Origin of the sequence: Kocuria subflava (genome assembly GCF_012163155.1) — a bacterium.
Classification (GTDB): Bacteria; Actinomycetota; Actinomycetes; order Actinomycetales; family Micrococcaceae; genus Kocuria; species Kocuria subflava.
Window position 1 is genome coordinate 70,723 of the sequence record NZ_JAAVUN010000002.1, and the last position, 25,416, is coordinate 96,138.

Annotated in this window: 21 protein-coding genes and 2 pseudogenes; 22 read left to right on the top strand and 1 reads right to left on the bottom strand. The window is 64.3% G+C overall.

Annotated features, from left to right (window positions below; translation table 11 throughout):
* Window positions 1–59: 59 nt before the first annotated feature.
* Entirely contained in the window at window positions 60–1,832 is a 1,773-nt protein-coding gene (locus GTW58_RS01845; protein WP_119932433.1) for a S8 family peptidase, read from the bottom strand.
* A 326-nt stretch (window positions 1,833–2,158) separates the two neighbouring features.
* On the opposite strand from GTW58_RS01845, the pseudogene GTW58_RS01850 reads away from it, so the two are divergent.
* The 22 genes and pseudogenes from GTW58_RS01850 to coaBC form a co-directional block, all read left to right on the top strand.
* Window positions 2,159–2,491 (top strand): annotated as a pseudogene (locus tag GTW58_RS01850) (DUF948 domain-containing protein); the annotation flags it as partial.
* Window positions 2,492–2,970: 479 nt separating this feature from the next.
* The gene (locus GTW58_RS01855) at window positions 2,971–3,327 is read left to right on the top strand and encodes a hypothetical protein (RefSeq protein WP_119932432.1); all 357 of its coding nucleotides are present in this window, start codon (window positions 2,971–2,973) and stop codon (window positions 3,325–3,327) included.
* Between the two features lie 83 nt (window positions 3,328–3,410).
* On the top strand, window positions 3,411–6,128 hold the full coding sequence (alaS, locus tag GTW58_RS01860) for an alanine--tRNA ligase (RefSeq protein ID WP_119932431.1): 2,718 nt from the start codon (window positions 3,411–3,413) through the stop codon (window positions 6,126–6,128).
* Entirely contained in the window at window positions 6,121–6,705 is a 585-nt protein-coding gene (ruvX, locus tag GTW58_RS01865) for a Holliday junction resolvase RuvX (RefSeq protein WP_119932430.1), read from the top strand. Before alaS ends, ruvX begins: the two co-directional genes overlap by 8 nt.
* Window positions 6,702–7,868, top strand: coding sequence for an endolytic transglycosylase MltG (mltG, locus tag GTW58_RS01870; RefSeq protein WP_119932429.1), 1,167 nt, complete (start codon window positions 6,702–6,704; stop codon window positions 7,866–7,868). Before ruvX ends, mltG begins: the two co-directional genes overlap by 4 nt.
* A 4-nt stretch (window positions 7,869–7,872) precedes the next feature.
* Window positions 7,873–8,775: a shikimate dehydrogenase gene (locus tag GTW58_RS01875; protein WP_232817964.1), complete on the top strand. Its 903-nt coding sequence runs from the start codon at window positions 7,873–7,875 to the stop codon at window positions 8,773–8,775.
* Between the two features lie 76 nt (window positions 8,776–8,851).
* Window positions 8,852–10,099 (top strand): chorismate synthase, encoded by a 1,248-nt coding sequence (gene aroC, locus GTW58_RS01880; RefSeq protein WP_119932428.1) that lies wholly within the window; start codon window positions 8,852–8,854, stop codon window positions 10,097–10,099.
* A complete protein-coding gene (locus GTW58_RS01885) occupies window positions 10,096–10,779 on the top strand; it encodes a shikimate kinase (protein ID WP_119932427.1) in 684 nt (227 codons plus the stop codon). Before aroC ends, GTW58_RS01885 begins: the two co-directional genes overlap by 4 nt.
* 10 nt (window positions 10,780–10,789) lie before the next feature.
* Entirely contained in the window at window positions 10,790–11,875 is a 1,086-nt protein-coding gene (gene aroB / locus GTW58_RS01890) for a 3-dehydroquinate synthase (RefSeq protein ID WP_119932426.1), read from the top strand.
* A gap of 96 nt (window positions 11,876–11,971) precedes the next feature.
* Entirely contained in the window at window positions 11,972–12,535 is a 564-nt protein-coding gene (gene efp, locus GTW58_RS01895) for an elongation factor P (RefSeq protein ID WP_119932425.1), read from the top strand.
* A pseudogene (gene nusB / locus GTW58_RS01900) lies at window positions 12,532–12,939 on the top strand (transcription antitermination factor NusB); the annotation flags it as partial. The gene efp and the pseudogene nusB, both read left to right, overlap by 4 nt.
* 143 nt (window positions 12,940–13,082) lie before the next feature.
* The gene (gene pyrR, locus GTW58_RS01905; protein WP_119932423.1) at window positions 13,083–13,691 is read left to right on the top strand and encodes a bifunctional pyr operon transcriptional regulator/uracil phosphoribosyltransferase PyrR; all 609 of its coding nucleotides are present in this window, start codon (window positions 13,083–13,085) and stop codon (window positions 13,689–13,691) included.
* Window positions 13,688–14,665 (top strand): aspartate carbamoyltransferase catalytic subunit, encoded by a 978-nt coding sequence (locus GTW58_RS01910; RefSeq protein WP_119932422.1) that lies wholly within the window; start codon window positions 13,688–13,690, stop codon window positions 14,663–14,665. Before pyrR ends, GTW58_RS01910 begins: the two co-directional genes overlap by 4 nt.
* 58 nt (window positions 14,666–14,723) lie before the next feature.
* Window positions 14,724–16,067 (top strand): dihydroorotase, encoded by a 1,344-nt coding sequence (locus GTW58_RS01915; RefSeq protein WP_189587237.1) that lies wholly within the window; start codon window positions 14,724–14,726, stop codon window positions 16,065–16,067.
* Window positions 16,068–16,205: 138 nt separating this feature from the next.
* The gene (locus GTW58_RS01920; protein WP_189587236.1) at window positions 16,206–16,760 is read left to right on the top strand and encodes a PH-like domain-containing protein; all 555 of its coding nucleotides are present in this window, start codon (window positions 16,206–16,208) and stop codon (window positions 16,758–16,760) included.
* A complete protein-coding gene (gene carA, locus GTW58_RS01925; protein ID WP_119932421.1) occupies window positions 16,757–17,938 on the top strand; it encodes a glutamine-hydrolyzing carbamoyl-phosphate synthase small subunit in 1,182 nt (393 codons plus the stop codon). Before GTW58_RS01920 ends, carA begins: the two co-directional genes overlap by 4 nt.
* Window positions 17,938–21,297: a carbamoyl-phosphate synthase large subunit gene (gene carB, locus GTW58_RS01930; protein WP_119932420.1), complete on the top strand. Its 3,360-nt coding sequence runs from the start codon at window positions 17,938–17,940 to the stop codon at window positions 21,295–21,297. Before carA ends, carB begins: the two co-directional genes overlap by 1 nt.
* Complete coding sequence (gene pyrF / locus GTW58_RS01935) at window positions 21,290–22,192, top strand: orotidine-5'-phosphate decarboxylase (protein WP_119932419.1); 903 nt, start codon at window positions 21,290–21,292, stop codon at window positions 22,190–22,192. The genes carB and pyrF overlap by 8 nt, the downstream gene beginning before the upstream one ends.
* A gap of 190 nt (window positions 22,193–22,382) precedes the next feature.
* Window positions 22,383–22,697, top strand: a complete 315-nt coding sequence (mihF, locus tag GTW58_RS01940; protein ID WP_119932418.1) for an integration host factor, actinobacterial type — start codon at window positions 22,383–22,385, stop codon at window positions 22,695–22,697.
* Window positions 22,698–22,908: 211 nt separating this feature from the next.
* A complete protein-coding gene (gene gmk / locus GTW58_RS01945) occupies window positions 22,909–23,523 on the top strand; it encodes a guanylate kinase (protein WP_189587235.1) in 615 nt (204 codons plus the stop codon).
* Between the two features lie 19 nt (window positions 23,524–23,542).
* Window positions 23,543–24,061, top strand: a complete 519-nt coding sequence (gene rpoZ / locus GTW58_RS01950; RefSeq protein ID WP_245194984.1) for a DNA-directed RNA polymerase subunit omega — start codon at window positions 23,543–23,545, stop codon at window positions 24,059–24,061.
* 16 nt (window positions 24,062–24,077) lie between these two features.
* On the top strand, window positions 24,078–25,352 hold the full coding sequence (coaBC, locus tag GTW58_RS01955) for a bifunctional phosphopantothenoylcysteine decarboxylase/phosphopantothenate--cysteine ligase CoaBC (RefSeq protein WP_119932417.1): 1,275 nt from the start codon (window positions 24,078–24,080) through the stop codon (window positions 25,350–25,352).
* The last annotated feature ends 64 nt before the right edge of the window (window positions 25,353–25,416 follow it).

Sequence of the window (25,416 nt, forward strand, 5' to 3'; positions counted from 1 at the left end):
TCGTGGTGTGGGGGTGGTTCTTTTTCGGGTGGGCCCAGGCTGATGGGCGGTGGAGGGGATCAGCGCTTGTGCGGTGTGTTGCTCACCGAGTTCTTGGCGTTGAGGATGCTGTTGCCGTAGAACCCGTTGAAGGAGGCATCTCCCTCACAGGGGGCGGTGTAGCTGTCAGCCAGACCCGGGTAGGACATCACGGGCGCCTCGCAGGCCTTCTCCACAGCACCCTCGGTGATGAATCGTTCCACCCGGTGTGGCTGCATCTTCTTGCCACCCAACTGGTTGTCGGGTTGGCCGTGACGGGCAATGGTCAGGGCGGCCACACCCGTCACATGGGGTGCGGCCATGGAGGTGCCCTGCAGGTACTCGTAGTACGCGCAGTTGTTCTCCCCGGAGCATTCGCTGATCACAAAGGGGCTCAGGGACTCCCCGTTGGGCGCAAGGTCGGTCTCCGCACGGACCACCACTTCCGGTACTGCTGCCAGGATCATGTTTTCCGGGCGCCGGTTCTTGTCTGTGTCAGAGAAGTCCCGGTAGGCACCGCCCGGTGCCGCCACGGCCACCTGCTCCGTGCCGTAGTTGGAGTAGTAGGCCTTCAGGGAGCTGGGCCCCACGGAGGACACACTCATCACGCCGTTGCCTTCCGTGGGCATGACCACGCAGGAGGTGTCGATGGCGCGTTCACGCTCATTGCCCTCGCGGAAGTTGGGGCTGGAGCTGTCGGAGATGGGGTTGCCCAGGTCCTGGTGGCTGTTGCCCATGGCGGCAATCAAGGTGACCCCGTTGTTGCGGGCGTAGTCCAGTGCCCGATTGGTGGCCTCGATGGTCAACCGCTGGGCGGCCTGTTCCTCGGGGGAGTCAGCGGGGTTGGCGGCGCAGTTGAAGGCCCAGGGGTCAATGTAGAAGCTCATGTTGACCACATCGATCCCAGCCGACGGTGCGTAGGTCAGGGCGTCCAGGGTGGGTTGCAGGTAGAAGTACCCGCTGTCCTGCCCGTTGCGCAGGTTCACCACTTCGGCCTCTGGTGCCACACCGGTCACGCCGATCCCGTTGCGGGGTGAGGCGATGGTGCTGGCCACATGCGTGCCGTGTCCGTTTTCGTCCACGTCCGCGGCATCCGTGCAACTGCCGTCCGGGTCTTCGGCGCAGGCGCCGTCGATCTCTGGGATGTCCGTGGTGAAGTTCCTGGAGAGGGCCAGGTTGAAGTTGGCGGCGATGTCCGGGTGGTTGCCGTCAACGCCGGTGTCCATGATGCCCACCCGGGCGCCTTTGCCCATGGTGGTCTGGTGGGCGGCATCGGCCTCGATCATGTCCAGGTTCCACTGCCGGTCCCGCAGCGGGGCCGTGACCAGCGGAGTGTTTCCCTGGTGGTTCTTGCCCTTGCCGCGGCTCTGCCCGGGAGGGGCCTTGGTGATGTTCTGCTCGGTGGAGCGGGCGGCGGGGCGTTCTGCGCGGGCACGTTCGACGTCGTCAGCCTTGCGTTTCTTCTCCCCGATGTCGCCACGCGGGGAGTAGCCGATCACGGAATCGTCCATGGTTCCGGTGATCAGGGGATTCTGGTCCAGCTTCTGAGCCAAATCGGCTGGACCGTTGACCGTGTAGAGGCCGATGGCTTCATTGGTCTGAGCAACTTCACCGCCGGCTGCTTCGACGGCAGCGGTCACCTGGTCCGCGGCAGTTCCGGGTTCCGCCAGCACGAGTTGCCGGGTGGTGTCCTGGTTGTCAGCGGGAGCGGCGGTGTTCGACGGCGTGGCCCATGCGGGCTGGGCCGTCAGGAGTGAACCGATCATGGCAGCGGCGGCCAAGCCGGCGCCGATGCTCTTGGTGGTGCGCGGCATACTGCTCCTTTCAGAGGGAAATCTGCGTCGTCGCAGGTGCGAGACGAATTGCCGCAGATGTGACAGAAGTTACATCCATACTTACTGTTTGGTAAGTCCTGAATTTCTTGGACAGGTGGTTTCGGTGGCCCTGCCGGGGCCGCGCCGTGGTCGGTGTGCACCGGGATCGTGACCAATTGGTTACAGTAGAGCCACACCAAAGCGCCCGTTAGACCACCGGTTCACGCCAGCACTTGCTGACCGAGGACGGGTTTGGGCCCCATTGCAGAGCACGTCCCACCCGGGTGTGTTCTGCCTGAGTCAGGTAACAGGAGCCCGCAGAGCCCATGACCGGAGGAGATATTGCCGGCCTGATCGCCGCAGGCGTGTTTGCCGTGCTGGTGGCGCTGTTGGCCGTGCCCATCATCAAGTTGGGCCGTGTCTTCGATGAACTGCGCGTGTGGATCCGTGATCTCAACGCAGAAACCGAGCCCCTGATTGATGAGGTGGTCCGCACGGTGGCCACCACCAACTCCCAGCTGGAGAAGGTGGACGGCATCACGGACAACGTCTCCGATGCCTCGGCCAACGTCTCCGCCATGACTTCCCTGGTGGCCTCCACGGTGGGGCAGCCCATCATTAAGATGGCTGCGTTCTCCTCCGGTGTGCGCCGCGCTTTCAGCCCTGAGGCAGCCCGGGCACGCCGGGCCCAGGAACGTCGGATGCGCGATGCTGAGTCCAGCTCGGCCCGTTCCGGTGAATCAACGCCGCCGCCTGCTGCGGATGGGCCCCGAACACCTGCTGCTGCCCCTGCCGGATTTCACGACGACGACGCTGCGGCTGGGTCGTCGCCAACGAACCAACGTCCCTGGTGGGAGGGCACGGAGTTCGACACCGGTGCAGAGCCGATGACCGACGCCGATGCGACTCGAATCAACGCTGATGCGGATGAGGAACCCGTGACCGGTGATTCCCCCGTGGTGATCGAGATGGTGGGCGAGCCGGATTCAGCTCACGGGGATTGCACCCCGGCGGCTCGGCACGTTGCCAGGTCCACGCGTCACACTGTGTCGGACCGGCCTGCGAACCATGTATCACAGAGGCCTGTACCGGATGCGGACACCCGCGCCGCCGGTGAGCCCGGCCAGGAGGGAGAACGGTGAGCGCGATTGCACGCCTTGCACTGGTGGCAGCAGGGGCTGCAGCGGGTGCCGTGGCCACGCGGTGGGCAACCTCGGATTCCGGGCGCCGGACACTCTCGGAGCTCAGTTCCACCTCCTTGCCACATCGTGCGGCGTTGACGGGCTCCGGAAACGTGGCCGGGCACGGCGCGTCCCTTGAACCGCGTCCAGCCCGCGAGAACAAGGTGGCCAGCAAACTTCTGCGCGTGGCGCAGGACGTCCGTGCCGCCATGGACCAGCGGGAAGGTGAACTGCGTGCCCAGTTGGGGCTCCCCGCACCAGATCAGATCAAGGCACGTAGGGCCAACGGCACCAGCGCCGGCCCCCACCACTGAGAACGTGTCCCGGCAGTGCAACACTGGCCGAAGCTTCAGAACATTTGCCACCGGCAACAGAGACAAAGGACCGCGAGCACCACATGTTGACCCATGAGATCACCGAACGTTGGTTGACCTACTTCCAGAAGCAGGGTCACACCGTCGTTCCCTCCGCGTCGTTGGTCTCCACCCAGCCCGGTTCCATGTTCACCATTGCGGGCATGGTCCCGTTCATCCCGTACTTCCTGGGGCAGGAACAGGCTCCGTGGCCGCGTGCCACGTCCGTGCAGAAGTGCATCCGGACCCTGGACATCGACGAGGTGGGCAAGACTGCCCGTCACGGGACCTTCTTCCAGATGGCTGGAAACTTCTCCTTTGGTGACTACTTCAAGGAGAAGGCCATTCCCATGGCCTGGGAGCTGCTGACGTCCTCCACGGACAACGGTGGTTACGGCCTGGACCCGGAGCGGCTGTGGGTCACCATTTACGAGGGCGATGACGAAGCCCACGATCTGTGGTGCAACACCGTGGGCCTGCCGGAAGAGCGTATTCAGCGCATGCCCAAGGAGGAGAACTACTGGGACACCGGACAGCCCGGCCCGGCTGGTCCTGATTCCGAGATCTTCTACGACCGTGGTCCGCGTTACGGGCGCGACGGCGGCCCTGCAGTGGATGACGACCGCTACATCGAGATCTGGAACCTGGTGTTCATGCAGTACCAGCGTGGCGAAGGATCCGGCAAGGACTACGAGATCCTGGGCGAGCTGCCGCGCAAGAACATTGACACCGGTATGGGCGTGGAGCGCATGGCCATGCTGCTGCAGGGTGTGGAGAACTTCTACGAGACCGATCAGGTCCGTCCGGTCCTGGATGCCGCGGCCAAGCTCTCCGGCAAGACCTACCACGGTGCGGAGAAGGCAGAGGACCCCGGTTACGACGACGACGTCCGCATGCGCGTGGTGGCGGACCACATCCGGTCCTCCCTGATGCTGATTGCCGACGGCGTGACACCGGGCAATGAAGGCCGTGGCTACATCTTGCGCAGGTTGCTGCGTCGCGCCATCCGCGCCATGCGTCTGCTGGGTGTGACAGAACCTTGCCTCAATGTTCTGCTGCCGGCATCCCGGGATGCCATGGGGGAGATGTTCCCCGTGGTGCGCGAGGATTTCGAGCGCATTTCCCGGATCGCCTACGCCGAGGAGAAGGCGTTCCTAAAGACCATCGAGTCCGGTACCTCCCGGCTGGATGACGCCGTGGCCGTGGCCAAGACCCAGGGTGGTGCGGTGACCGGCGCGGAGGCCTTCGCCTTGCACGACACCTACGGTTTCCCCATCGACCTGACCTTGGAGATGGCAGCCGAAGCCGGCGTGGCCGTGGATGAAACCGCTTTCCGGTCCTTAATGAACGAGCAGCGCGAGCGTGCCCGCAAGGATGCCCAGGCCAAGAAGGGTGCCCACGCGGATCTGTCCGTGCTGCGTGCTCTGCAAGAACAGCGGGACTCGATCTTCACCGGCTACACCGAGCCCTCCACGGCAACCACCGTGCGTGCCTTGTTGGTGGACGGTGCCACGGTGCCCGCAGCCTCTCAGGGGGATGAGGTGGAGGTCATCCTGGACGCCACCCCGTTCTACGCAGAGGCCGGCGGCCAGGCCGCAGACTCCGGAACCATCACCGGCCACGGATTTGTGCTGACCGTGGCTGATGTCCAGCAGCCCGTCAAGGGGCTCTCCGTGCACCGCGCCACCGTGACCTCCGGTGAAGTGGCTGCCGGTACCGAGGCCGTGGCCTCCATTGACGTCCGACGACGTCGCGACGCCGAAATGGCGCACACCGGGACGCACATTGTGCACGCCGCATTGCACGACGTGCTGGGCCCGGAGGCCGTACAGCGCGGATCCTTCAACAAGGAGGGTTACCTGCGCTTCGACTTCGCCTGGGGCGAGGGCATGTCCGATGCCCAGAAGCAGGAAGTGGAAGGTCTGGCCAACACCGTCATCCGGGACGATCACGAGGTCATCACCCGTGAGATGCCCTTGGCAGAGGCCAAGGCGCTGGGTGCCATGAGCCTGTTCGGGGAGAAGTACGGGGACCAGGTCCGAGTGGTTGAGCTCAACGGGCCCTGGTCGCGTGAACTGTGCGGTGGAACCCACGTGGGGGACACCGCCCAGATCGGTTCCTTGTCCTTGATCTCAGAGGGCTCCGTGGGCTCAGGCAACCGGCGTGTGGAGGCCCTGGTGGGGCTGAACTCGTTCGAGCACCTGGCGGCTGAGCGCACCCTGGTCAACCAGCTCACGAACATGCTCAAGGTGCAGCACTCCACGGATCTGCCCACGCGAATCCACGAAACTCTGGAGAAGCTGCGCTCCGCTGAGAAGGAACTGGCCGCGTTGCGCCGGGAGAAGCTCACGGCACAGGCAGGGTCTCTGCTGGACTCCGTCCAGGACCTGGGTTCCCTGCAGGTGCTCACCCATGACCTGGGCGAGGTCTCCGGTGCGGATGATCTGCGGGCCTTGGCCCTGGATCTGCGCGGACGCTTGACCGAGCGCCCCGCCGTCGTCGCGGTCACTGGTGTGTCCAACGGGCGCCCGCTGGTGCTGGCGGCCACCACGGAAGCCGCACGGGCAGCCGGGGCCAAGGCCGGTGCCATGGTGCGCGTGGCCGCCGGTGTGTTGGGCGGCGGCGGTGGCGGCAAGGACGACCTTGCCCAGGGCGGTGGCCAGGACGCCAGCAAGACCCAGACCGCCTTGCAGGCGATCGTGGATCAGCTGCAGTCTCAGGCCGGTGGGTCACCCACGGGCGCAGGCGGTGGCAATGCGTGAGGTCCAGGCCTCACCGCAGCCGCTGAACCTGAATCTGCGGGGGCGGCGGCTCGGTGTGGACGTGGGCCAGGTCCGGGTGGGTGTTGCTCTCACCGATCCTGACGCGATCATGGCCACGCCGCTGACCACGCTGGAACGCGACCTCAAGAAGAACTTTGACGTCAAGATCGCGGCCAAACTGGTGGCCGAACACGACGTCGTGGAGGTGGTGGTTGGCCTTCCACTGGCCATGTCAGGGGAACACACCGACTCCACGCGGGCCGCTGTGAACTGGGCCCAGCGCCTCAGCGATCGGCTGGAGCGCAATGGGCACACGGCGACGGTGCACATGGTGGACGAACGCTGGACCAGCGTGCAGTCCCACCGGCTCCTGCTGGAGGCTGGGATCTCCCGGCGGGAGCACAAGACCAAGGTGGACCAGCAAGCGGCCGTGACCATCTTGGAGGCCGCCCTGGCCACAGCACGCCGCGCCGTGGAAGACCGTGATCCGTCCGTTACCGGAAGATCCGATCAAAATATTGACATGACCATGGACGAATCTGCCTCGTCCGCCAATCCGGAGGGAGACCTCACGTGAGTGAACAGCAGCGGGGCCCTGAGAACCAGGGCCACACGCCATCCCCCGGCGCCGGCAAAGGACTGTCCGGAGCCTTCCAGGTGGAAGAGCGCTCCGAAGCCCAACTGCAGCGACTCAAGAAGCGTCACAATCTGTCCCTGCTGGGGGCCATTGCCCTGTTCACGGCGGCGGCCGTGTTCACGGTCTCCGTTCTGGGCAACAACTTTGGGTGGTTCGAACGCCAGGACTACCGCGGGGACGGCAATGAGACCGTGAACTTCACCATTTCCGAGGGTGACACGGTGGAGCAGGTGGGGATCGACCTGGCCAACGAGGACATCGTGGCCAACGCCGGCAGGTTCATCGAGACCTTCAACGATGAATACCAGGGCGAGTTCATCCAGCCCGGTGACTACGAGATGCGCCGTCAGATGAGCTCGGAAGCCGCAGTGCGCGTGCTCATGGATGAAGGCGATCCGGCTCACTACGCGGCGGTGGCCAACACCTTGCGCATGGACGACACCTTCCAGATCCTCTCGGACTCCACCGGTATCTCCGTGGACGAGTTCGAGAGCGCGGCGGAGGACACGTCCAAGTTCGGCATTCCGGATGAGTTCCCCAACATCGAGGGTTACTTGCACCCCGGTGAGTACCGCTTCCCGTTGGATGCCACGGCTGACCAGATCCTCCAGGAGATGGTGGACCGGACCAAGGCCACCCTGGAACGCAACAATGTCCCGGAGGACCAGGCCTTCCGTGTGTTGACGGTGGCCTCCCTGGTGGAGTTCGAGGGCGTTCCTGCGGACTACGCCGATGTTGCAGGGGCGATCTACAACCGCATTGACCGTCCGGATGATGAAACCAACGGATTCATCCAGTCCGATGCCTCCGTGACCTACGGATTGGGCCGCCGCTCCTACGACTTCTCCGATGAGGAACGCAGGGACGCCTCCAACGAGTACAACACGTTCGCCAACCCCGGCCTGCCGGTGGGGCCGATCGGTTCCCCGGGCGATGAGTCGATCGATGCTGCGGCCAACCCCGCGGACAACGACTACTACTACTGGGTGACCACCAACCTGGACACCGGTGAAACCAAGTTCGCGGAGAACTTTGCCCAGCACGAGGAAAACGTGGCCGAGTACCAGAGCTGGTGCTCGGACAACCCCGGACGTTGTGACTGACGGGGTGACTGGTTCAACCACAGAAACGGTGCGGCGTGCCCATGCGGGAGTGGTCGGCCATCCGATCGGCCACTCTCGTTCCCCGGACCTGCATGCGGCAGCCTACGCCGTACTGGGGGCGTCTCTGACCTACACCGCCACCGACGTGGATGAAACTGAGTTGTTCGCCCACGTTGCTGATCTGCGGTCAGATCCGCTGTGGCGGGGACTGTCCGTGACCATGCCGCTGAAGTCGGAGGCCGCTGAACTTGCCGATGACCTCACGGACCTGGCGCAGGCCGTTGGAGTGGTCAACACCTTGGTGCATTCCGGTGACGGTCACCTGTTGGGCCACAACACGGACGTGGCCGGCATCATGGGTGCCGTGAGGGCCGCAGGCACCGTACCGCCCAGCCCACGCGCCGCCATCCTGGGTGGTGGAGGCACAGCCACCGCCGCGGTTGCCGCTGTCCAAGGGCTGGGAGCGCAGTCCGTGGACGTGTGGGTGCGCTCGGAGGCGCGGGCACACCGCACGACGACGGCGGCCGGTCACCTGGGCCTGCCGATCCACCTGAAGCCTTGGGACCAGGCCGCTGAGCACCTGGCAGGCTACGACGTCGTGGTGGCCACGTTGCCACCCCACGGATGTGACGAACTGGCAGCGGGCCTGGCCTCCATGCGGGGACGCACCACCACTGGTGTTCTGCTGGATGCCGCCTACGACCCGTGGCCCTCTGCGATCGCCCGCGCCTGGAAGCGCATGGACGGCAGCATTGCCCCAGGTCTGGACATGCTCATCCACCAAGCGGTGGACCAGATCAAGCTGTTCACACGACGTCCGTTGGACGAGGACCTGCCGGACCAGGACGCTGTGATTGCCGCCATGTGTGCCGCGGTGGGGCGGGCGCAGCCTGGCACGGACCGGTAAGATCGCCCAAGATCTTGCAGATCGCCTGACTTCCACCCTTGTCGCCAAACTTCCACTTAATGAGGAGAATCGCACCATGCTCCGTTGGCTCACAGCCGGAGAATCCCACGGAGAAGCCCTGGTGGGCATCATTGAGGGAGTGCCTGCAGGTGTTGGCCTGACCTCCTCGGAGATTCAGGACGCGTTGGCGCGGCGTCGTCTGGGCTACGGACGTGGGGCCCGCATGAAGTTCGAGCAGGACAAAGTGCGCATCCTGGGCGGTGTACGTCACGGCATCACCCAGGGTGGGCCCGTGGCCATTGAGATCGCCAACACGGAATGGCCCAAGTGGGAGCGTGTGATGAACGCCGATCCCGTGGACCTGACCGAATTGGAGGGCAAAGCGCGTAATGCCGCGCTGACCCGCCCCCGTCCCGGCCACGCTGATTTCACGGGCATGCAGAAGTACGCCCACGCTGAAGCACGCCCCATCCTGGAACGGGCCTCTGCCCGTGAAACCGCCACCCGTGTGGCCCTGGGTGTTGTGGCGGCCAAGATGCTGGAGGCCTTGGGCGTGGGCCTGGTCTCCCACACCACTGCCGTGGGGGGAGTTGAAGCACCCGTGGACGCCCACCGTCCCACCCCGGCAGACGTGGAGCAGCTGGACCACGATCCGCTGAGGTGCTTTGACGCCGCCACGTCCCAGGCCATGGTGGAGGCCGTGGACGTGGCTCACAAGGACGGCGAGACGCTGGGCGGCGTGGTGGAGGTGTTGGCCTACAACTTGCCTCCAGGCCTGGGCTCCTACGTGCACTGGGACCGGCGTCTGGATGCCCGGTTGGCCGGGGCGCTCATGGGCATCCAAGCCATCAAGGGTGTGGAGGTCGGTGACGGTTTCCTCACAGCCGCCCGCCCCGGAACTGCTGCCCATGACGAAATCGTGATCGGCGACGACGGTCAGGTCCACCGCGTCTCCAACCGCGCCGGCGGAATCGAGGGTGGCATGTCCATCGGGGACGTGCTGCGGGTGAGGGCCGCCATGAAACCCATTGCCACGGTGCCCAAGGCCTTGCGGACCGTGGACATTTCCACTCGTGAGGCCGCCCGGGCCCACCACCAGCGCTCCGATGTCTGCGCGGTGCCTGCAGCCGGTGTGGTGGCAGAAGCCATGACGGCGCTGGTGCTGGCCGATGCCGTGATGGAGAAGTTCGGTGGGGACAACATTGCAGAGACCATGCGCAACAAGGACGCCTACCTGGCCGCCATCCCGCAAGAACTGCGTTCCTCCGGTGAACTCAGCAGCTTTGACGGCCTGGAGGAGCCTGCCGAGGAACGCAACGCATGAATGCCCAGTTCTCTCCCAAGGATTTTGCCGAGACACTGGCGCACTCTGCGCTGAGCAATCCCGGTGGCAGAGTGGCCGGGGTTGACGGTGACCTGGGCCCGGTGGGCACGGAGGGGACTGTGGCCTTGACGCGTCCCGTGGTGTTGATCGGACCCATGGCAGCAGGGAAGTCCTTCCTGGCTCTGCACATGTCCAAATTCTTCGGTTACGACTTTGTTGATGCCGACCAAGTGATTGTGCAGCGCCACGGAGTCATCGCGGATCTGTTCGCCCAGCACGGGGAGAAGTACTTCCGGGACCTGGAAGCTGACGTGATCCAGGAAGTGCTGGCCGATCCCGCACATGCCAACGCGATCTTTTCCGTGGGTGGGGGAGCGCCCATGACGGACCGGGTGGCACAGATGCTGGAGCACGAGCTGGTGGCCTACCTCCAGGTGGATGCCGCCACCGTGTTCCCGCGGATCTCCGGCAACCGCAGCCGGCCCATGTTGCAGCCCGATCCTGAGCAGCGATGGACCGAGCTGTTGGAGCAGCGCCGATCCCGCTATGAGGCCTTGGCGCAGATCCTGGTGGATGGCACCAGCCAGCGTCAGGTGGCGGACATGGCCCAGGACCTGCACAACGACATTCAAAACCTGCACCAGCAACTTCACGGTGCCCACCATCAGACGTCTTCTTGAGGTTTCATTCATGACCACCACACGCATTCCAGTCACGGGCGCAACACCTGAGGCCAATTACCACGTTCTGGTGGGCAACGGCCTGCTGGGGCATCTGGGGGAGGTGCTGGGACAGCGGGTCAAAAAGGTCTTGGTGATTCACCCCCAGGCCTTGGAGGCCAACGGCCAGGTGGTGGTGGAACAGCTGCAGGCCGATGGTTACCAGGTCTACCAGGCCGTGATCCCGGATGCGGAGGAAGGCAAGCGCCTGGAAGTGGCAGGTTTCTGCTGGCAAGCGCTGGGCCAGGCGGACTTCACCCGCAGTGACGCCATCGTGTCCGTGGGTGGAGGTGCTGTGACGGACCTGGCCGGTTTTGTGGCGGCCACGTGGTTGCGCGGCATCCGGGTGGTGCATGTGCCCACCACGTTCTTGGGCATGGTGGATGCCGCCGTGGGTGGCAAGACCGGGATCAACACGGCTGAGGGCAAGAACCTGGTGGGTGCCTTCCATCCACCGGCTGCCGTGCTGTGCGATCTGGATGCTTTGAGCACCCTGCCCGTCAATGAGCTGCTCACCGGCATGGCCGAGACCGTCAAATGCGGATTCATTGCTGATCCCGTGATCCTTGACTTGATTGAGCAACACCCTCAGGAGGCCAAGGATCCCGGCTCCGCCGTGCTGCGGGAACTGGTGGAGCGCTCGGTGCGGGTCAAGGCTGAGGTGGTTTCGGCGGATCTCAAGGAGTCCGGGCGTAGGGAGTTCCTGAACTACGGTCACACCTTGGGCCACGCCATTGAGAACAATGAGCGCTACCAGTGGCGTCACGGTGCAGCCGTGGCCATCGGCATGATCTTTGCCGCTGAGTTGGGGCGCACTGCAGGCACCTTGTCCGAGGACGTCGTCGAACGGCACCACCGCATCCTGAACCTTCTGGGACTCCCCACCGAATACCGCTACGACCAGTGGCCCAAGCTGCTGGAGGTCATGAAGCGGGACAAGAAGACCCGCGGTGGCCTGTTGCGTTTTGTGGTGCTGGATGACGTGGCCCGCCCCCGGATCATGGAGGTTCCGGATCCGTCCGTCCTGTTCGCCGTCTACCAAGAACTGGTGCACTGAGCGGCACCCAAGATCACACGGCTGCTGACGGGCAGCCCATGCGTGCCTTGGTAGGATGGCCCGCAGCCTAAATCCGCGCGAGACGAAGAGAGCAACGTGGCAACCACCAACGACATCAAGAACGGCACCGTCCTGAATCTGGACGGCAACCTGTGGAGCGTCATTGAGTTCCAGCACGTCAAGCCCGGCAAGGGTGGCGCCTTTGTGCGCACCAAGCTGCGCAACGTGACCTCCGGCAAGGTGGTTGACAAGACCTTCAACGCAGGTGCCAAGGTGGACACCGCTCGCGTGGACCGCTCCGAGTACCAGTACCTGTACAAGGACGGCGACGACTTTGTGTTCATGGACAACTCCACCTACGACCAGCTGACCATCCCGGCTGCCGTGGTGGGCGATGCCGAGAACTTCATGTTGGAGAACACCAACGCTGTGATCGCCATGCACGATGGCTCCCCGCTCTACATCGAGCTGCCGCCGTCGGTGGTCCTGGAGATCACCTACACGGAGCCGGGCCTGCAGGGCGACCGCTCCACCGGTGGCACCAAGCCCGCCACCTTGGAGACCGGATACCAGATCCAGGTTCCCCTGTTCATCGAGAACAACACCCGCGTCAAGGTGGACACCCGCTCCGGTGACTACCTGGGCCGCGTCACCGAATGAGCGGGGCACGGACCAAGGCCCGCACCCGGGCCGTGGAAATCCTTTTTGAAGCGGAGCAGCGCGGGGAAGATCCCGTCAACGTGCTCGAGCGGCGCCGCAAGAACTCCCAGCAGCTCTTTGGTGCCTACACCGAGGAACTGGTGCGTGGTGTTCAACTGCGTGGCCCGGAGATCGACGAGGCCATTCAGACCTGGGCCCGCGGTTGGACGCTGGAGCGCATGCCCGCGGTGGACCGCAACATCCTGCGCCTAGGTGCCTGGGAACTGTTGTTCAACGACGACGTCCCGGACACCGTTGCCGTGGATGAAGCCGTGGGATTGGCCAAGACCTTGAGCACGGATGATTCGCCGTCGTTCATCAATGGTGTCTTGGGCCGTCTGCAAGGTGTGAAGCCCATGTTGGTGGATCTGCCGTCGGCAACCATTGACGCAGCCGCACCTGCGGCCCCTGAATCCGAGCCCCGGACCGACTGATCCGGTGTTAGGGTTCCTGCAGTAGCTTGTCCCTTTAAGTCCGTCCTGTGAGGCGGGGAAGGAAGGCAGCGCCTGTGAGTGAATATGTTGAAAATCCCACGCAAGGGGGCCCGCAGTCGGCGGGTGGTCTCTCGCGTCGGATACTCGCCGCAGCTGACATTGATCGCGCCCTGACGCGGATCGCCCACGAAATCCTGGAGTCCAACCGTGGCGCCCAGGACTTGGTGCTCCTGGGCATCCCGCGGCGCGGCTACCCGTTGGCGCAGCGGCTGGCCACCAAGCTGGCATCAATCGACTCCTTTGACCCGGCCACGTCCTTGGGGCAGTTGGACGTGACCATGTACCGGGATGACCTCCGGCGCAATCCTTCACGGGTTCCGTGGCCCACGGTCATGCCCCAGCGCGGAATTGATGACTCGACCGTGGTTCTGGTGGATGACGTCCTGTCCTCCGGGCGCACCATTCGCGCCGCACTGGATGCCTTGACCGAGTTGGGTCGTCCCGGAGTGGTCCGGTTGGCTGTCCTGGTGGACCGTGGGCACCGGGAGCTGCCCATCCGAGCCGATTTTGTGGGCAAGAACCTGCCCACTGCAGCCCGGGAAAAGGTCAAGGTCCGCCTGACTGAGATCGACGGTTGCCCCCAGGACGCCGATGCCGTGGATGAAGTGGTGATCGTTGGATGAAGCACCTGCTCAGCACCAAGAACCTGACCCGTGATCAGGCAATCGAGATCCTGGACACGGCCGACCGCATGGCTGATGTTGGCCAGCAGTCCGTGAAGAAGTTGCCCGCACTGCGCGGACGCACGGTGGTCAACCTGTTTTTTGAAGACTCCACGCGCACCCGCATCTCCTTTGAAACAGCCGCCAAGAGGCTTTCGGCGGACGTGATCAACTTCTCCGCCAAGGGTTCTTCCGTGTCCAAGGGAGAATCCCTCAAAGACACCGCACAAACCCTGATGGCCATGGAGGCCGATGCCGTGGTGATCCGCCACGGTGCCTCCGGCGCGCCCCAGCAGTTGGCCACCACCGGGTGGATCGATGCCGCCGTGCTGAACGCCGGTGACGGCAAGCACGAGCACCCCACACAGGCCCTGCTGGATGCCATGACCTTGCGTGAGCACCGGTCCAAGCTGGCCGGTACGGCCACCACGGGCACCGGGTTGGACGGCATGCACGTGGTGATCGCGGGGGACATCCTGCACTCGCGCGTGGCACGGTCCAACATGTGGTTGTTGAACACCTTGGGGGCGCGCGTGACGTTCGTGGCCCCGCCCACCCTGCTGCCGGTGGGTGTTGAACATTGGCCGGCGCGGATCGTCTTTGACCTGGACCAGGCTCTGGCACAGAACCCGGATGCCGTGATGTTGCTGCGGGTGCAGCGCGAACGCATGCATGCGGCGTTCTTCCCTTCTGAGGCCGAGTACGCCCGTTGGTGGGGCCTCACCCCGGAGCGGCTAGCTGCACTGGATGCGGCCGGTGCCACCACGGCGATCATGCACCCCGGTCCCATGAACCGCGGGCTGGAGATCTCCTCCGTGGCAGCGGATTCTCCCCGCTCCACGGTGCTGCGGCAGGTGGCCAACGGTGTCTCCGTGCGCATGGCGTGCCTGTACTTGTTGCTCACCGGTGACAACTCCGCCGCCCAAGTCCTGTGAGCATCATGGTGAGCATTACCGTTTTGACTGAGACCCACGCGAAAGGTTGGTTCCGATCATGAGCCAGGATCCGCAACAGGCCACCGCCGTGGACACGGGAAGCTGGTTGGTCTGTCAGGCCAATGTTCTGGGTGAAACGGTCACTGACCTGTTGATCGTGGACGGTGTGATCACTCAGATGGGCACCGAACTCTCCGATGAGAACGCCACGGTGATTGACGCCTCTCATCAGATCGCCCTGCCAGGTCTGGTGGACATTCACACGCATCTGCGTGAACCGGGCCGAGAAGACGCTGAAACCGTGGAAACCGGTACCCGTGCCGCCGCCAAGGGTGGCTACACCGCTGTGTTCGCGATGGCCAACTCCAACCCTGTGGCTGACACCGCCGGTGTGGTGGAGCAGGTCTGGGGGCTCGGGCGGGCGGCCGGCTGGACTCAGGTGCAGCCCATCGGGGCCGTCACGGTCGGGCTGGAGGGCAAGAACCTCTCCGAAATCGGTGCCATGGCCGAGTCCCGGGCTCAGGTGCGGGTGTTCTCGGATGACGGCAAGTGCGTCCACGACCCCCTCCTGATGCGCCGGGCCCTGGAATACGTCAAGACCTTCGACGGCGTGGTGGCTCAGCACGCGCAGGAGCCGCGCCTGACAGAAGACGCTCAGATGAACGAAGGTTCGGTCTCCGCCGACTTGGGGCTGGCCGGGTGGCCGGCCGTGGCGGAGGAATCCATCATCGCCCGGGACGTCCTGTTGGCCCAGCACGTGGGGTCCCGGGTACACATCTGCCACCTCTCCACCAAGGGTTCCGTGGAGCTGGTGCGGTGGGCCAAGCAGAGGGGGATCGATGTCACCGCCGAGGTCACGCCCCACCACTTGCTGCTCACTGACGAGCTGGTCCGCACCTTCGATCCCGTGTTCAAGGTGAATCCGCCCCTGCGTACGGACGAGGACGTGGCAGCCGTGCGAGCAGCGGTGGCCGATGGCACCATCGACGTCGTGGGCACCGATCACGCCCCGCACCCTCGTGAGGACAAGGAGTGCGAGTGGAGCTGTGCTGCCATGGGAATGACTGGTCTGGAGACCGCGCTGTCCGTAGTGCACCACACCCTGGTGGAAACAGGCGCCATCTCCTGGCGGGACGTTGCCCGGATCATGTCCCAGACACCCGCGCAGATCGGGCGACTGGAAGGACAGGGTCGCCCACTGGAGGTGGGGGAGCCTGCCAACATCGTGCTGTTCGACCCCGCCGCGGTCACCACCGTTGACCCTGAGAAGCACGCCAGCAAGGGACGTAACAGCCCGTACAAGGGGCTCACACTGCCGGGCTCCGTGCGCGCCACCTTCTTCAAGGGCCACCCCGTGGTGTTGGACGGCGAACTGATGCGACCCCACCCTGCAGCACGGTGAGAGACCCTGACCTGATGCACTACGCCACGGGAGAATCTGGCCTGACACGTCCAGAAATGGCCGAGTACGTGGGCAACTGGCCCGATGCCTCGAAATCTGGCCCGCCGTGGCACATCGTGAGAACCGGAAGTAACTGTGATGGATGAAAAACTGCTGACCGCCGTGCTGCTGGCCGTCTTTGTGATCGTGCTGTTCTCACTGGTGGGCCGGGCCTGGTTGCGCCGCACCCGCCAGGCCGAGGAATCGGGCTCACTGCCGGTTCTGCCCGCAGACATCGAGGACCGCGAACCAACTGCCGTGATCCCCGGCATGTACGTGGCCACCTGCCGTCACCGGGATCACCTGCAGCGGCTGATGGCACACAACTTGGGACTACGGACCTCCGCCACCGTGTTCATCTACCCGGACGGCGTGCTCTACGACCGCGACGGCGCCGATGCCTTGTGGGTGGATGCCGCCGCCGTGGTGGACCACGGCACGACGTCGGGAATGGTGGGCAAGTTTGTGGAGCGCGACGGGATCGTGGTGGTCTCCTGGCGCTTCCACGATCAAGTGGTGGACACCGGCATGCGCACCAAAACCCGTGAAGGCAAGACCGAGTTCCTGGAAGCACTGTCCACCCTGGTAGCTGATCAGACACAGTCAGCCTCCGCAGAATCAACCCCCGCACCGTCCACGAAGGAGACACCGTGACCTCGCTGTCAACCATCCCTGCCGCTCTGGTCCTGGAGGACGGCCGGATCTTCCGCGGACACGCGTGGGGAGCCACCGGCCAGGCCCTGGGTGAGGCCGTGTTCAGCACGGGCATGACCGGATACCAGGAGACCATCACGGATCCCTCCTATGCCGGTCAGATCGTTATTCAGACCGCACCCCACATCGGCAACACCGGGACCAACACCACCGACGACGAATCGCGACGAATCTGGGTGGAGGGCTATGCCGTTCGGGACGCCTCACGTGTGGCCTCCAACTGGCGTAGTGAAAAGCCCCTGGACCACCTGCTGGTGGAGCAGGGAATCGTGTCGATCTGCGACATCGACACCCGCGCTGCCACCCGCCACCTGCGGGACAAGGGGGCCATGAAAGCCGGGATCTTCTCCGGTGACGCGCTCAACGGTGTGACGGATGCAGAACTGGTCAAGACGGTGGGGGAGCAACCTTCCATGGCCGGCCGCCAACTGGCGGAGACCGTCAGCGTGGATCAGACCTACGTGGTGGAACCCTCCGATCACGGCTGGGAGTCCGAACCGCGGTTCGAGGTCGTGGCTGTTGATCTGGGCATCAAAGCCATGACTCCGCAGCGGATGGCCGAGCGTGGCCTGCGAGTTCACGTGGTTCCCGCAGACACCAGTTGGGAGCAGATCCAGGAGATCAACCCGGACGGGGTGTTCATGTCCAACGGGCCCGGCGACCCGCAGACCGCGCAGCGCCAGATCCAGGTCCTGCAGGCGGTTCTACGTTCCAAGACGCCGTTCTTCGGCATCTGCTTCGGCAATCAAATGCTGGGCCGGGCCTTGGGTTTTGCCACCTACAAGTTGCCGTTCGGTCACCGTGGCATCAACCAGCCGGTCATGGACCGCCGCACGGGCCGGGTGGAAATCACCGCCCAGAACCACGGGTTCGCCGTCGACGCCCCACTGGAGGGCCCGGTCACCGCACCGGTTGCGGAGTTCGGGCGCATTGAGGTTTCCCACGTGGGTCTCAACGACGACGTCGTGGAGGGTTTGGCATGCCTGGACATTCCCGCGTTCTCCGTCCAGTACCACCCTGAAGCGGCCGCCGGCCCGCACGATGCCGCATACCTTTTTGATCGTTTTGTGGATCTGATGCAGGATCCCGCCCAGAACCAGACGGAGGCCACGAACTGATGCCGCGCAGGACAGATTTGAACAGCGTGCTGGTGATCGGCTCCGGGCCGATCGTGATCGGTCAGGCCGCAGAGTTCGACTACTCCGGAACCCAGGCGCTGCGGGTGCTCAAGGAGGAGGGCCTGCGGGTCATCCTGGTCAACTCCAACCCGGCCACCATCATGACCGACCCCGAGTTCGCCGATGCCACCTACGTGGAGCCCATCACCCCTGAGGTGGTGGAGAAGATCATCGCCAAGGAACGCCCGGATGCCGTACTGCCCACTCTGGGTGGTCAGACCGCGCTGAACACGGCGATCGCCTTGGATGCCAACGGCGTCCTGGAGAAGTACGACGTCGAACTGATCGGGGCCAACATCGAGGCCATCAACCTGGGCGAGGACCGCGAGGCCTTCAAGGGTGTGGTGGAACGTTGTGGTGCCGAATCCGCACGATCGGAGATCGTGCACTCCATGGACGACGCCCTGGCGGCTGCAGAGACCCTGGGCTATCCCATGGTGGTGCGCCCGTCCTTCACCATGGGTGGTCTGGGTTCGGGCATGGCGTACAACGAGGCCGATCTGCACCGTATTGCCGGTGCCGGCCTGCAGTACTCACCCACCACGGAGGTGCTCCTGGAGGAGTCCATCCTGGGGTGGAAGGAGTACGAACTAGAGATGATGCGCGATGCCAAGGACAACGTGGTGGTGGTCTGCTCGATCGAGAACTTCGACCCCGTGGGTGTGCACACCGGCGACTCCATCACCGTGGCGCCTGCGTTGACTCTGACCGACCGCGAGTACCAGAAGCTGCGAGACGTTGCGATCGCCGTGATCCGCGAGGTCGGCGTGGACACCGGCGGGTGCAACATCCAGTTCGCCGTGGACCCGGAGACCGGCCGTGTGGTGGTCATCGAGATGAACCCCCGGGTCTCGCGGTCCTCCGCCTTGGCCTCCAAGGCCACGGGTTTTCCGATCGCCAAGATCGCCACCAAACTGTCCCTGGGCTACACCCTGGATGAGATTCCCAATGACATCACCCAGAAGACGCCTGCCTCCTTCGAGCCCACCTTGGACTACGTGGTCGTCAAGGTCCCGCGATTCGCCTTCGAGAAGTTTCCGGCGGCTGATCCCACACTGACCACCACCATGAAGTCCGTGGGTGAGGCCATGGCCATCGGCCGCAACTTCACCGAGGCCCTGCAGAAGGCCATGCGTTCCCTGGAACAGAAGGGGTCATCCTTCACGTTCGACAAGCCCGAGGTGGCGTTGGGCCCCAACGGTATCGAGCGCCTGGTGGAGGCCACGGAAGCCACCACCACGGAGCGGATCTACGCCGTGCAGCAGGCCCTGCTCAACGGCGCCACCCCGGAGCAGATTCACGAGCGAACCAAGATCGACCCCTGGTTCCTGGACCAGATCCAGCTGCTCAACCAGGTGGCCGACGTCGTCCGAGAGGATCCCAACCTCAGCCCGGAGACCCTGCGCCTGGCCAAGCGCCACGGTTTCTCCGATGAGCAGATCGGGGCACTGACCCACGCCTCCGAGGACGTGGTGCGCGGTGTTCGCCACGCCCTGGGCGTGCGGCCGGTGTTCAAGACCGTGGACACCTGTGCTGCCGAGTTCGAGGCCTTCACCCCGTACCACTACTCCTCCTATGACGAGGAGAACGAGGTGGCCCACCACGCCAAGCCCTCCATCATGATCCTGGGATCCGGCCCCAACCGGATCGGGCAGGGCATTGAATTCGACTACTCCTGCGTGCACGCCTCCATGGTGCTGCGCGAAGCCGGGCACGAAACCGTGATGGTCAACTGCAACCCGGAAACCGTCTCCACGGACTACGACGTCTCCACCCGCCTGTACTTTGAACCCCTGACCTTCGAGGACGTCATGGAGATCGTGGAGGTGGAGCGAGCCACCGGCGGTCTGTTGGGTGTCTACGTGCAGCTCGGCGGCCAAACCCCGCTGAAGCTGGCCGCGCAGTTGAAGGCGGCCGGTGTTCCGATCCTGGGCACCACGCCGGAGGCGATCGACCTGGCCGAGGACCGCGGGGAGTTTGCCCGCGTCCTGCAGGAGGCCGGACTGAGGCAACCTCGCAACGGCACGGCCCACACCTTCGAGGCCGCGCAGGTCATTGCCGATGAGATCGGTTACCCGGTCCTGGTGCGCCCCTCCTACGTGCTGGGTGGACGAGGCATGGAGATCGTCTACACGGAGCAGCAGCTGCGCACCTACCTTGAGAACGCCACGGAGGTTTCGCCGTCGCGGCCTGCGCTGATCGACAAGTTCCTGGAAGACGCCATTGAGATCGACGTCGATGCCCTCTACGACGGCCGCGAGCTGTACGTGGGCGGGATCATGGAACACATCGAGGAAGCTGGTATCCACTCCGGGGATTCGGCCTGCACCTTGCCGCCGATCACCCTGGGTCCGGATGTCCTGGACCGTGTCCGGGAAGCCACCGGTGCCATCGCCGCAGGCGTGGGGGTGCGCGGTTTGATCAACATCCAGTTCGCGCTGGCCTCGGACGTCCTCTACGTGATTGAAGCCAACCCGCGGGCTTCCCGCACCGTGCCGTTCGTCTCCAAGGCCACCGGTGTGCAGTTGGCCAAGGCCGCCGCCTTGATCGGCACCGGCAAGTCACTGCGCGACCTGCGTTCTGAGGGCTTCCTGCTTCCCGACGGCGACGGCGCCCGCCTGCCGGAGACCGCCTCCGTCGCGGTCAAGGAGGCCGTGTTGCCGTTCGCCCGGTTCCGCACCCGCGAAGGTGCTGTGGTGGATTCACTGCTGGGTCCGGAAATGCGCTCAACCGGTGAGGTCATGGGCATCGACAAGTACTTTGACACCGCCTTCGCCAAGGCCCAGGCCGGTGCCGGGGGAGCCTTGCCCACCGAAGGCAAGATCTTTGTCTCCGTGGCCAACAAGGACAAGCGGTCTTCCGTGGTCTACGTGCGGATGTTCAAGGAACTTGGTTTCGAAATCGTCTCCACCGGCGGAACCGCTGAGGTGCTCAAGCGCAACGGGATCGAATCCACGGTGGTGGCCAAGATCTCGGACAGGCAACCGGATGAGCACACCATCATTGACCTGATCCAGGCCGGTGAGATCGCCCTGGTGTTCAACACGCCCTCCAGTGGGGGCGACGCCCGTGGAGACGGTTACGAGATCCGCGCGGCGGCCACCAGCGTGGGTGTGCCCATTGTGACCACGGTGGCGGAGATCGGGGCTGCCCTGCAGGCTGTGACTGCCATGCGCTCCTACTCCTGGGACGTGACCTCCTTGCAGGATCACGCCGAGCGCCTCAACGCCGGTGTGGCCGAAGACTCGGTGGCCACTGAGTCAGCAGAGACCACTGAGCCCGAGGGCCAGCATGTCTGAGACCATCCAGGGCGCAGGCGGCCATGAACCGTATGGTGAACGGTTGGCTCGGGCCATCGGTCAGCGTGGTCCCCTGTGTGTGGGCATCGATGCCCACCCCGCCATCATGGATGCCTGGGGGCTGCCGCAAACTCCTGCTGGCTTGTTGCGACTGTCCATGACCGTGATTGAGGCCGCAGAATCCCGGGTGTCGGCCGTAAAGCCCCAGGTTGCCTGGTATGAGGCCCATGGATCCTCCGGAATGGCTGTGTTGGAGCAGACCTTGGAAGCCGCACGTGAGGCGGGCCTTCTCAGCATTGCTGATGCCAAGCGCGGTGACATCGGTTCCACCATGGAGGCCTACGCCCAGACGTGGCTTTCGGACGGTTCGGCGCTGGCGGCTGATGCGGTGACCCTCAGTCCCTACCTGGGTGCTGGATCGCTGGCCCCTGCCTTCGAGCTGGCCGAGGCCACAGGCCGGGGAACCTACGTGTTGGCCTTGACCTCCAACCGGGAAGGGGCCTCGGTCCAGCACGTGGGAGGCCGTGAATCGGTGGCATCTGGCGTGGTGAAAGCGGTTGAGGCGCGCAACAGCCACGCCTCACGAGCGACACGAACTGACAGTGATCAAATCGTTATAAATCCGCATGGTCTTGTGGTGGGCGCCACTGTTGGCTCCTCACCTCAGGCGGTCGGCGTGGATCTGGCTGACTTCTCCGGCTCGGTGCTGGCACCCGGATACGGTGCGCAAGGGGCCACGGCTGAGATGCTGGGTTCTGTGTTTGGGCACGTCAGGGGCCGAGTATTGGTCAATTCCGCACGTGGCATCCTCAGGGAAGGCCCTGGCCTGGGGCAATTGCGGCGCGCCATGGATTCAGCCACACGTGAGCTGGAGCCATTCCTTGCCGTTGCATAGGCGCTACTCGTGAGCAGGTTACGCAGGCGTTGAGTGCCGCCGTCGTGCGCCATTGGTGAAGACGACGACGCAATTCGACCCTCGCATGTGCTGTGACTACGCATAAACTCGCTAGTGACAGCGGATCCATTCGGTTCTGGTCGAACCGTGGGCCCGAGATCCGCGTCAACCAGAGAGGGAGAACACCAACATGGCATTGCGTATGTTGACTGATGACGAGCGTGCTGCTGCACGCCAGAAAGCCACGGCTGCTCGCGCGGTTCGCGCTGAAGCCAAGGCTGCACTGAAGGACCGCAAGATCACTGTGGCCAATATCCTGGAACGCGCCCAGACCGAGGAAGCCCTGAGCCGCCTCAAGGTCTCCGACCTTTTGGAATCCGCACCCGGAATCGGCAAGGTTCGCTCCGCCGCCATCATGGAGGAGATCGGCATCGCCAAGACCCGCCGTGTTCGTGGCCTGGGTGTGCACCAGCGCAAGGCGCTGATCGAGTACCTGGATTCCTGATCCACGTGTGGCTGTTGTGTTTCACCGGTTGTCTCCGGTGAGGCCACGGCCGTGATCTCAGCCATTCGGGCGCCCACCGCAGTGACGCGGTGGGCGCCCGAATCACGTGGTGGCGGTACGCTGAACCGAACGTCAAACCTGGCCGTGTAGTCCATCATTGCCGCGTATTCCATCGTCGCCATGTATCCCGTATTTGTCGAAAGGTTCCACTGTGTCCGAACTTCCGCAGGCTTCTTCCGACCGGCAGGCTCCGGCAGCGCCTTCGGTCACCGTTCTTGCAGGTCCCACCGCCGTGGGCAAGGGCACCGTGTCCACGTTCGTCCGGGACCACTACCCGCAGGTCTGGTTGTCGGTTTCGGCCACCACCCGTAAGCCTCGCCCGGGCGAGGTGGAGGGCGTGCACTACTTTTTTGTCACCGATGAAGAGTTTGACCGCATGGTGGGAGCCGGAGAGATGCTCGAGTGGGCCGTGGTCCACAACTCCTACCGGTACGGCACTCCGCGAGCCAAGGTGATGAAGGCCGTGGGGGATGGGCGCAAGGTCCTGTTGGAAATTGATCTGCAAGGTGCCCGGCAGGTGAGGGAGTCCATGCCGGAGGCCCAGTTCGTGTTTCTGGCCCCGCCCACGTGGGAGGATCTGGTGGCCCGGCTCACGGGACGTGGGACGGAGACACCAGAGGAACAGCGCGTCCGCCTGGAAACCGCTAAGATAGAACTCGCGGCTGAATCCGAATTCGATCACACGGTGATTAATGACCGGGTTGAGGCCGCTGCGGCAGCGTTGGTTGAACTCATGGGTCTGGATCCAACTCCCAACGCGTCCTGAGCCGCTCACAGACATCCACATGGTTGGGAGCAATCTTTTGTCCATTCAGAACCAGGGCATCATCGAGCCGCCGGTTGACCGCCTGCTAGCCAAGTCCGATTCCAAGTACGGACTGGTGATCTTTGCAGCACGCCGCGCACGTCAGATCAACGCGTACTACTCGCAGCTGCACGAAGGCTTGTTCGAGTACGTGGGCCCGCTGGTGGATGTTGACTTGAACGAAAAGTCTCTGTCCGTCTCCCTGCGGGAGATCGATGAAGGTCTGATCAACTCCACCGCCGTGGAGACCGCAGGCTTCTCCGAGAACGGCCAGTTGGTCGCCGAGTCCACTATTGGTGCCACGGACTTCTACGGTGAGGACTTCTTCGGTTCTGAAGCCGAGCTGGATTCCTCCATGGTCTTCTCCGACACCCCGCTGGTTGCCGAAGATGCTGAAACCGTTTCTGATGATGACGGTGCCGAGCTTGCCTCTGAGGAACTGGCACCCGAGTCGGTGGCAGCTGAGGAGCAGGCAGACGTCTCCGCAGAAGATCTCTGAGCAGACACCACGCCACATGCGCATCGTTCTGGGCGTAGGAGGGGGCATTGCCGCATACAAGTCGGCAATGCTCCTTCGTCTTTTCTCCGAAGCCGGCCACCACGTGGTGCCCATTCCCTCTCGTGCGGCCTTGGAGTTCGTGGGGGCGGCAACGTGGGAGGCCCTGTCCGGTGAAGAGGTCAGCACGGAGGTTTTTGACCGTGTTCCCACGGTGAACCACGTGGGTCAGGGCCAAGCCGCTGACCTTGTGGTGATTGCCCCGGCAACCGCGGACCTACTAGCACGGGCCGCTCACGGTCATGCCGATGACCTGCTCACCACCACATTGCTGGCCACTGAAGCTCCGGTGCTCTTTGCCCCGGCCATGCACACGGAGATGTGGGCCAATCCTGCCGTGCAGGAAAACGTGGCCATGTTGCGCCGCCACGGACACACCGTGTTGGAACCGGCAGTGGGCCGTCTGACCGGCAAGGACTCGGGTCCGGGACGGCTGCCGGATCCAGAAATCATCCGGGATGCCGCGTTGACTCTGGTGCAAGAAGCCAGCTCGGCACTGGTGAACGAACCAGGGACGGATCTCCCGCTGACCGGGCTGCGCGCCGTCGTTTCCACGGGTGGCACTCAGGAGGCTCTGGATCCGGTGCGGTACCTGGGCAACCGATCCTCCGGAAAGCAGGGACTGGCGGTGGTCCGCGCCTTGGCCGCAGCCGGTGCTGACGTTGACCTGGTGGCAGCCCATGTTGACGTCCCGTTGCCGCAGCAGCGAACACAGACCAACGGCGGGCCCTCCATGGGCGTGACTCGCGTGGGGTCGGCACTGGAGCTCAAGGAGGCCATGGAGGCATCCGCCCACGACGCTGACATTGTGGTGATGACTGCGGCTGTGGCGGATTTTCGTCCGGCGCAGGTGGCCGGCACCAAAATCAAGAAATCCACGGACAACGATGACGCCCCCGTGATCCAGCTGGTGCGCAACCCGGACATTCTGCGCTCACTGGTGCAACAGCGCCAGGACCAGGCACGCGATCAACTGATTGTGGGCTTTGCCGCAGAAACCGGTGACGACCAGAACGATCCCGTCTCCCTGGGGCGGCAGAAGCTGGCGCGCAAGGGCTGTGACCTGTTGTGTGTCAATCAGGTGGGAACGGACCTGGTGTTCGGTCAGGACACCACTGCGGTCACCATTCTGGCTGCTGACGGCAGTGAGCCGGTGACGGTGGCCGGATCCAAGGATGATGTTGCGCAAGCCTTGACCGAGCAGATCGTGCGCCTGCACCAGCGCAGCCACTGAGTACGACCTGATCAGCTGCGCGCCCGGCGGTGGCGAACTCCTAGCCTGTGCTGTCTGTGCTGTT

Excerpts from the sequence above, each read along its gene's own strand:
- GTW58_RS01915 (WP_189587237.1), top strand. The coding sequence starts at position 14,724 with ATGAGCCAGGATCCGCAACAGGCCACCGCCGTGGACACGGGAAGCTGG.
- alaS (WP_119932431.1), top strand. The coding sequence starts at position 3,411 with ATGTTGACCCATGAGATCACCGAACGTTGGTTGACCTACTTCCAGAAG.
- carB (WP_119932420.1), top strand. The coding sequence starts at position 17,938 with ATGCCGCGCAGGACAGATTTGAACAGCGTGCTGGTGATCGGCTCCGGG.
- GTW58_RS01920 (WP_189587236.1), top strand. The coding sequence starts at position 16,206 with ATGGATGAAAAACTGCTGACCGCCGTGCTGCTGGCCGTCTTTGTGATC.
- aroC (WP_119932428.1), top strand. The coding sequence starts at position 8,852 with ATGCTCCGTTGGCTCACAGCCGGAGAATCCCACGGAGAAGCCCTGGTG.
- aroB (WP_119932426.1), top strand. The coding sequence starts at position 10,790 with ATGACCACCACACGCATTCCAGTCACGGGCGCAACACCTGAGGCCAAT.
- pyrF (WP_119932419.1), top strand. The coding sequence starts at position 21,290 with ATGTCTGAGACCATCCAGGGCGCAGGCGGCCATGAACCGTATGGTGAA.
- ruvX (WP_119932430.1), top strand. The coding sequence starts at position 6,121 with ATGCGTGAGGTCCAGGCCTCACCGCAGCCGCTGAACCTGAATCTGCGG.
- GTW58_RS01885 (WP_119932427.1), top strand. The coding sequence starts at position 10,096 with ATGAATGCCCAGTTCTCTCCCAAGGATTTTGCCGAGACACTGGCGCAC.
- coaBC (WP_119932417.1), top strand. The coding sequence starts at position 24,078 with ATGCGCATCGTTCTGGGCGTAGGAGGGGGCATTGCCGCATACAAGTCG.
- GTW58_RS01845 (WP_119932433.1), bottom strand. The coding sequence starts at position 1,832 with ATGCCGCGCACCACCAAGAGCATCGGCGCCGGCTTGGCCGCCGCTGCC.
- GTW58_RS01910 (WP_119932422.1), top strand. The coding sequence starts at position 13,688 with ATGAAGCACCTGCTCAGCACCAAGAACCTGACCCGTGATCAGGCAATC.
- mihF (WP_119932418.1), top strand. The coding sequence starts at position 22,383 with ATGGCATTGCGTATGTTGACTGATGACGAGCGTGCTGCTGCACGCCAG.
- rpoZ (WP_245194984.1), top strand. The coding sequence starts at position 23,543 with ATGGTTGGGAGCAATCTTTTGTCCATTCAGAACCAGGGCATCATCGAG.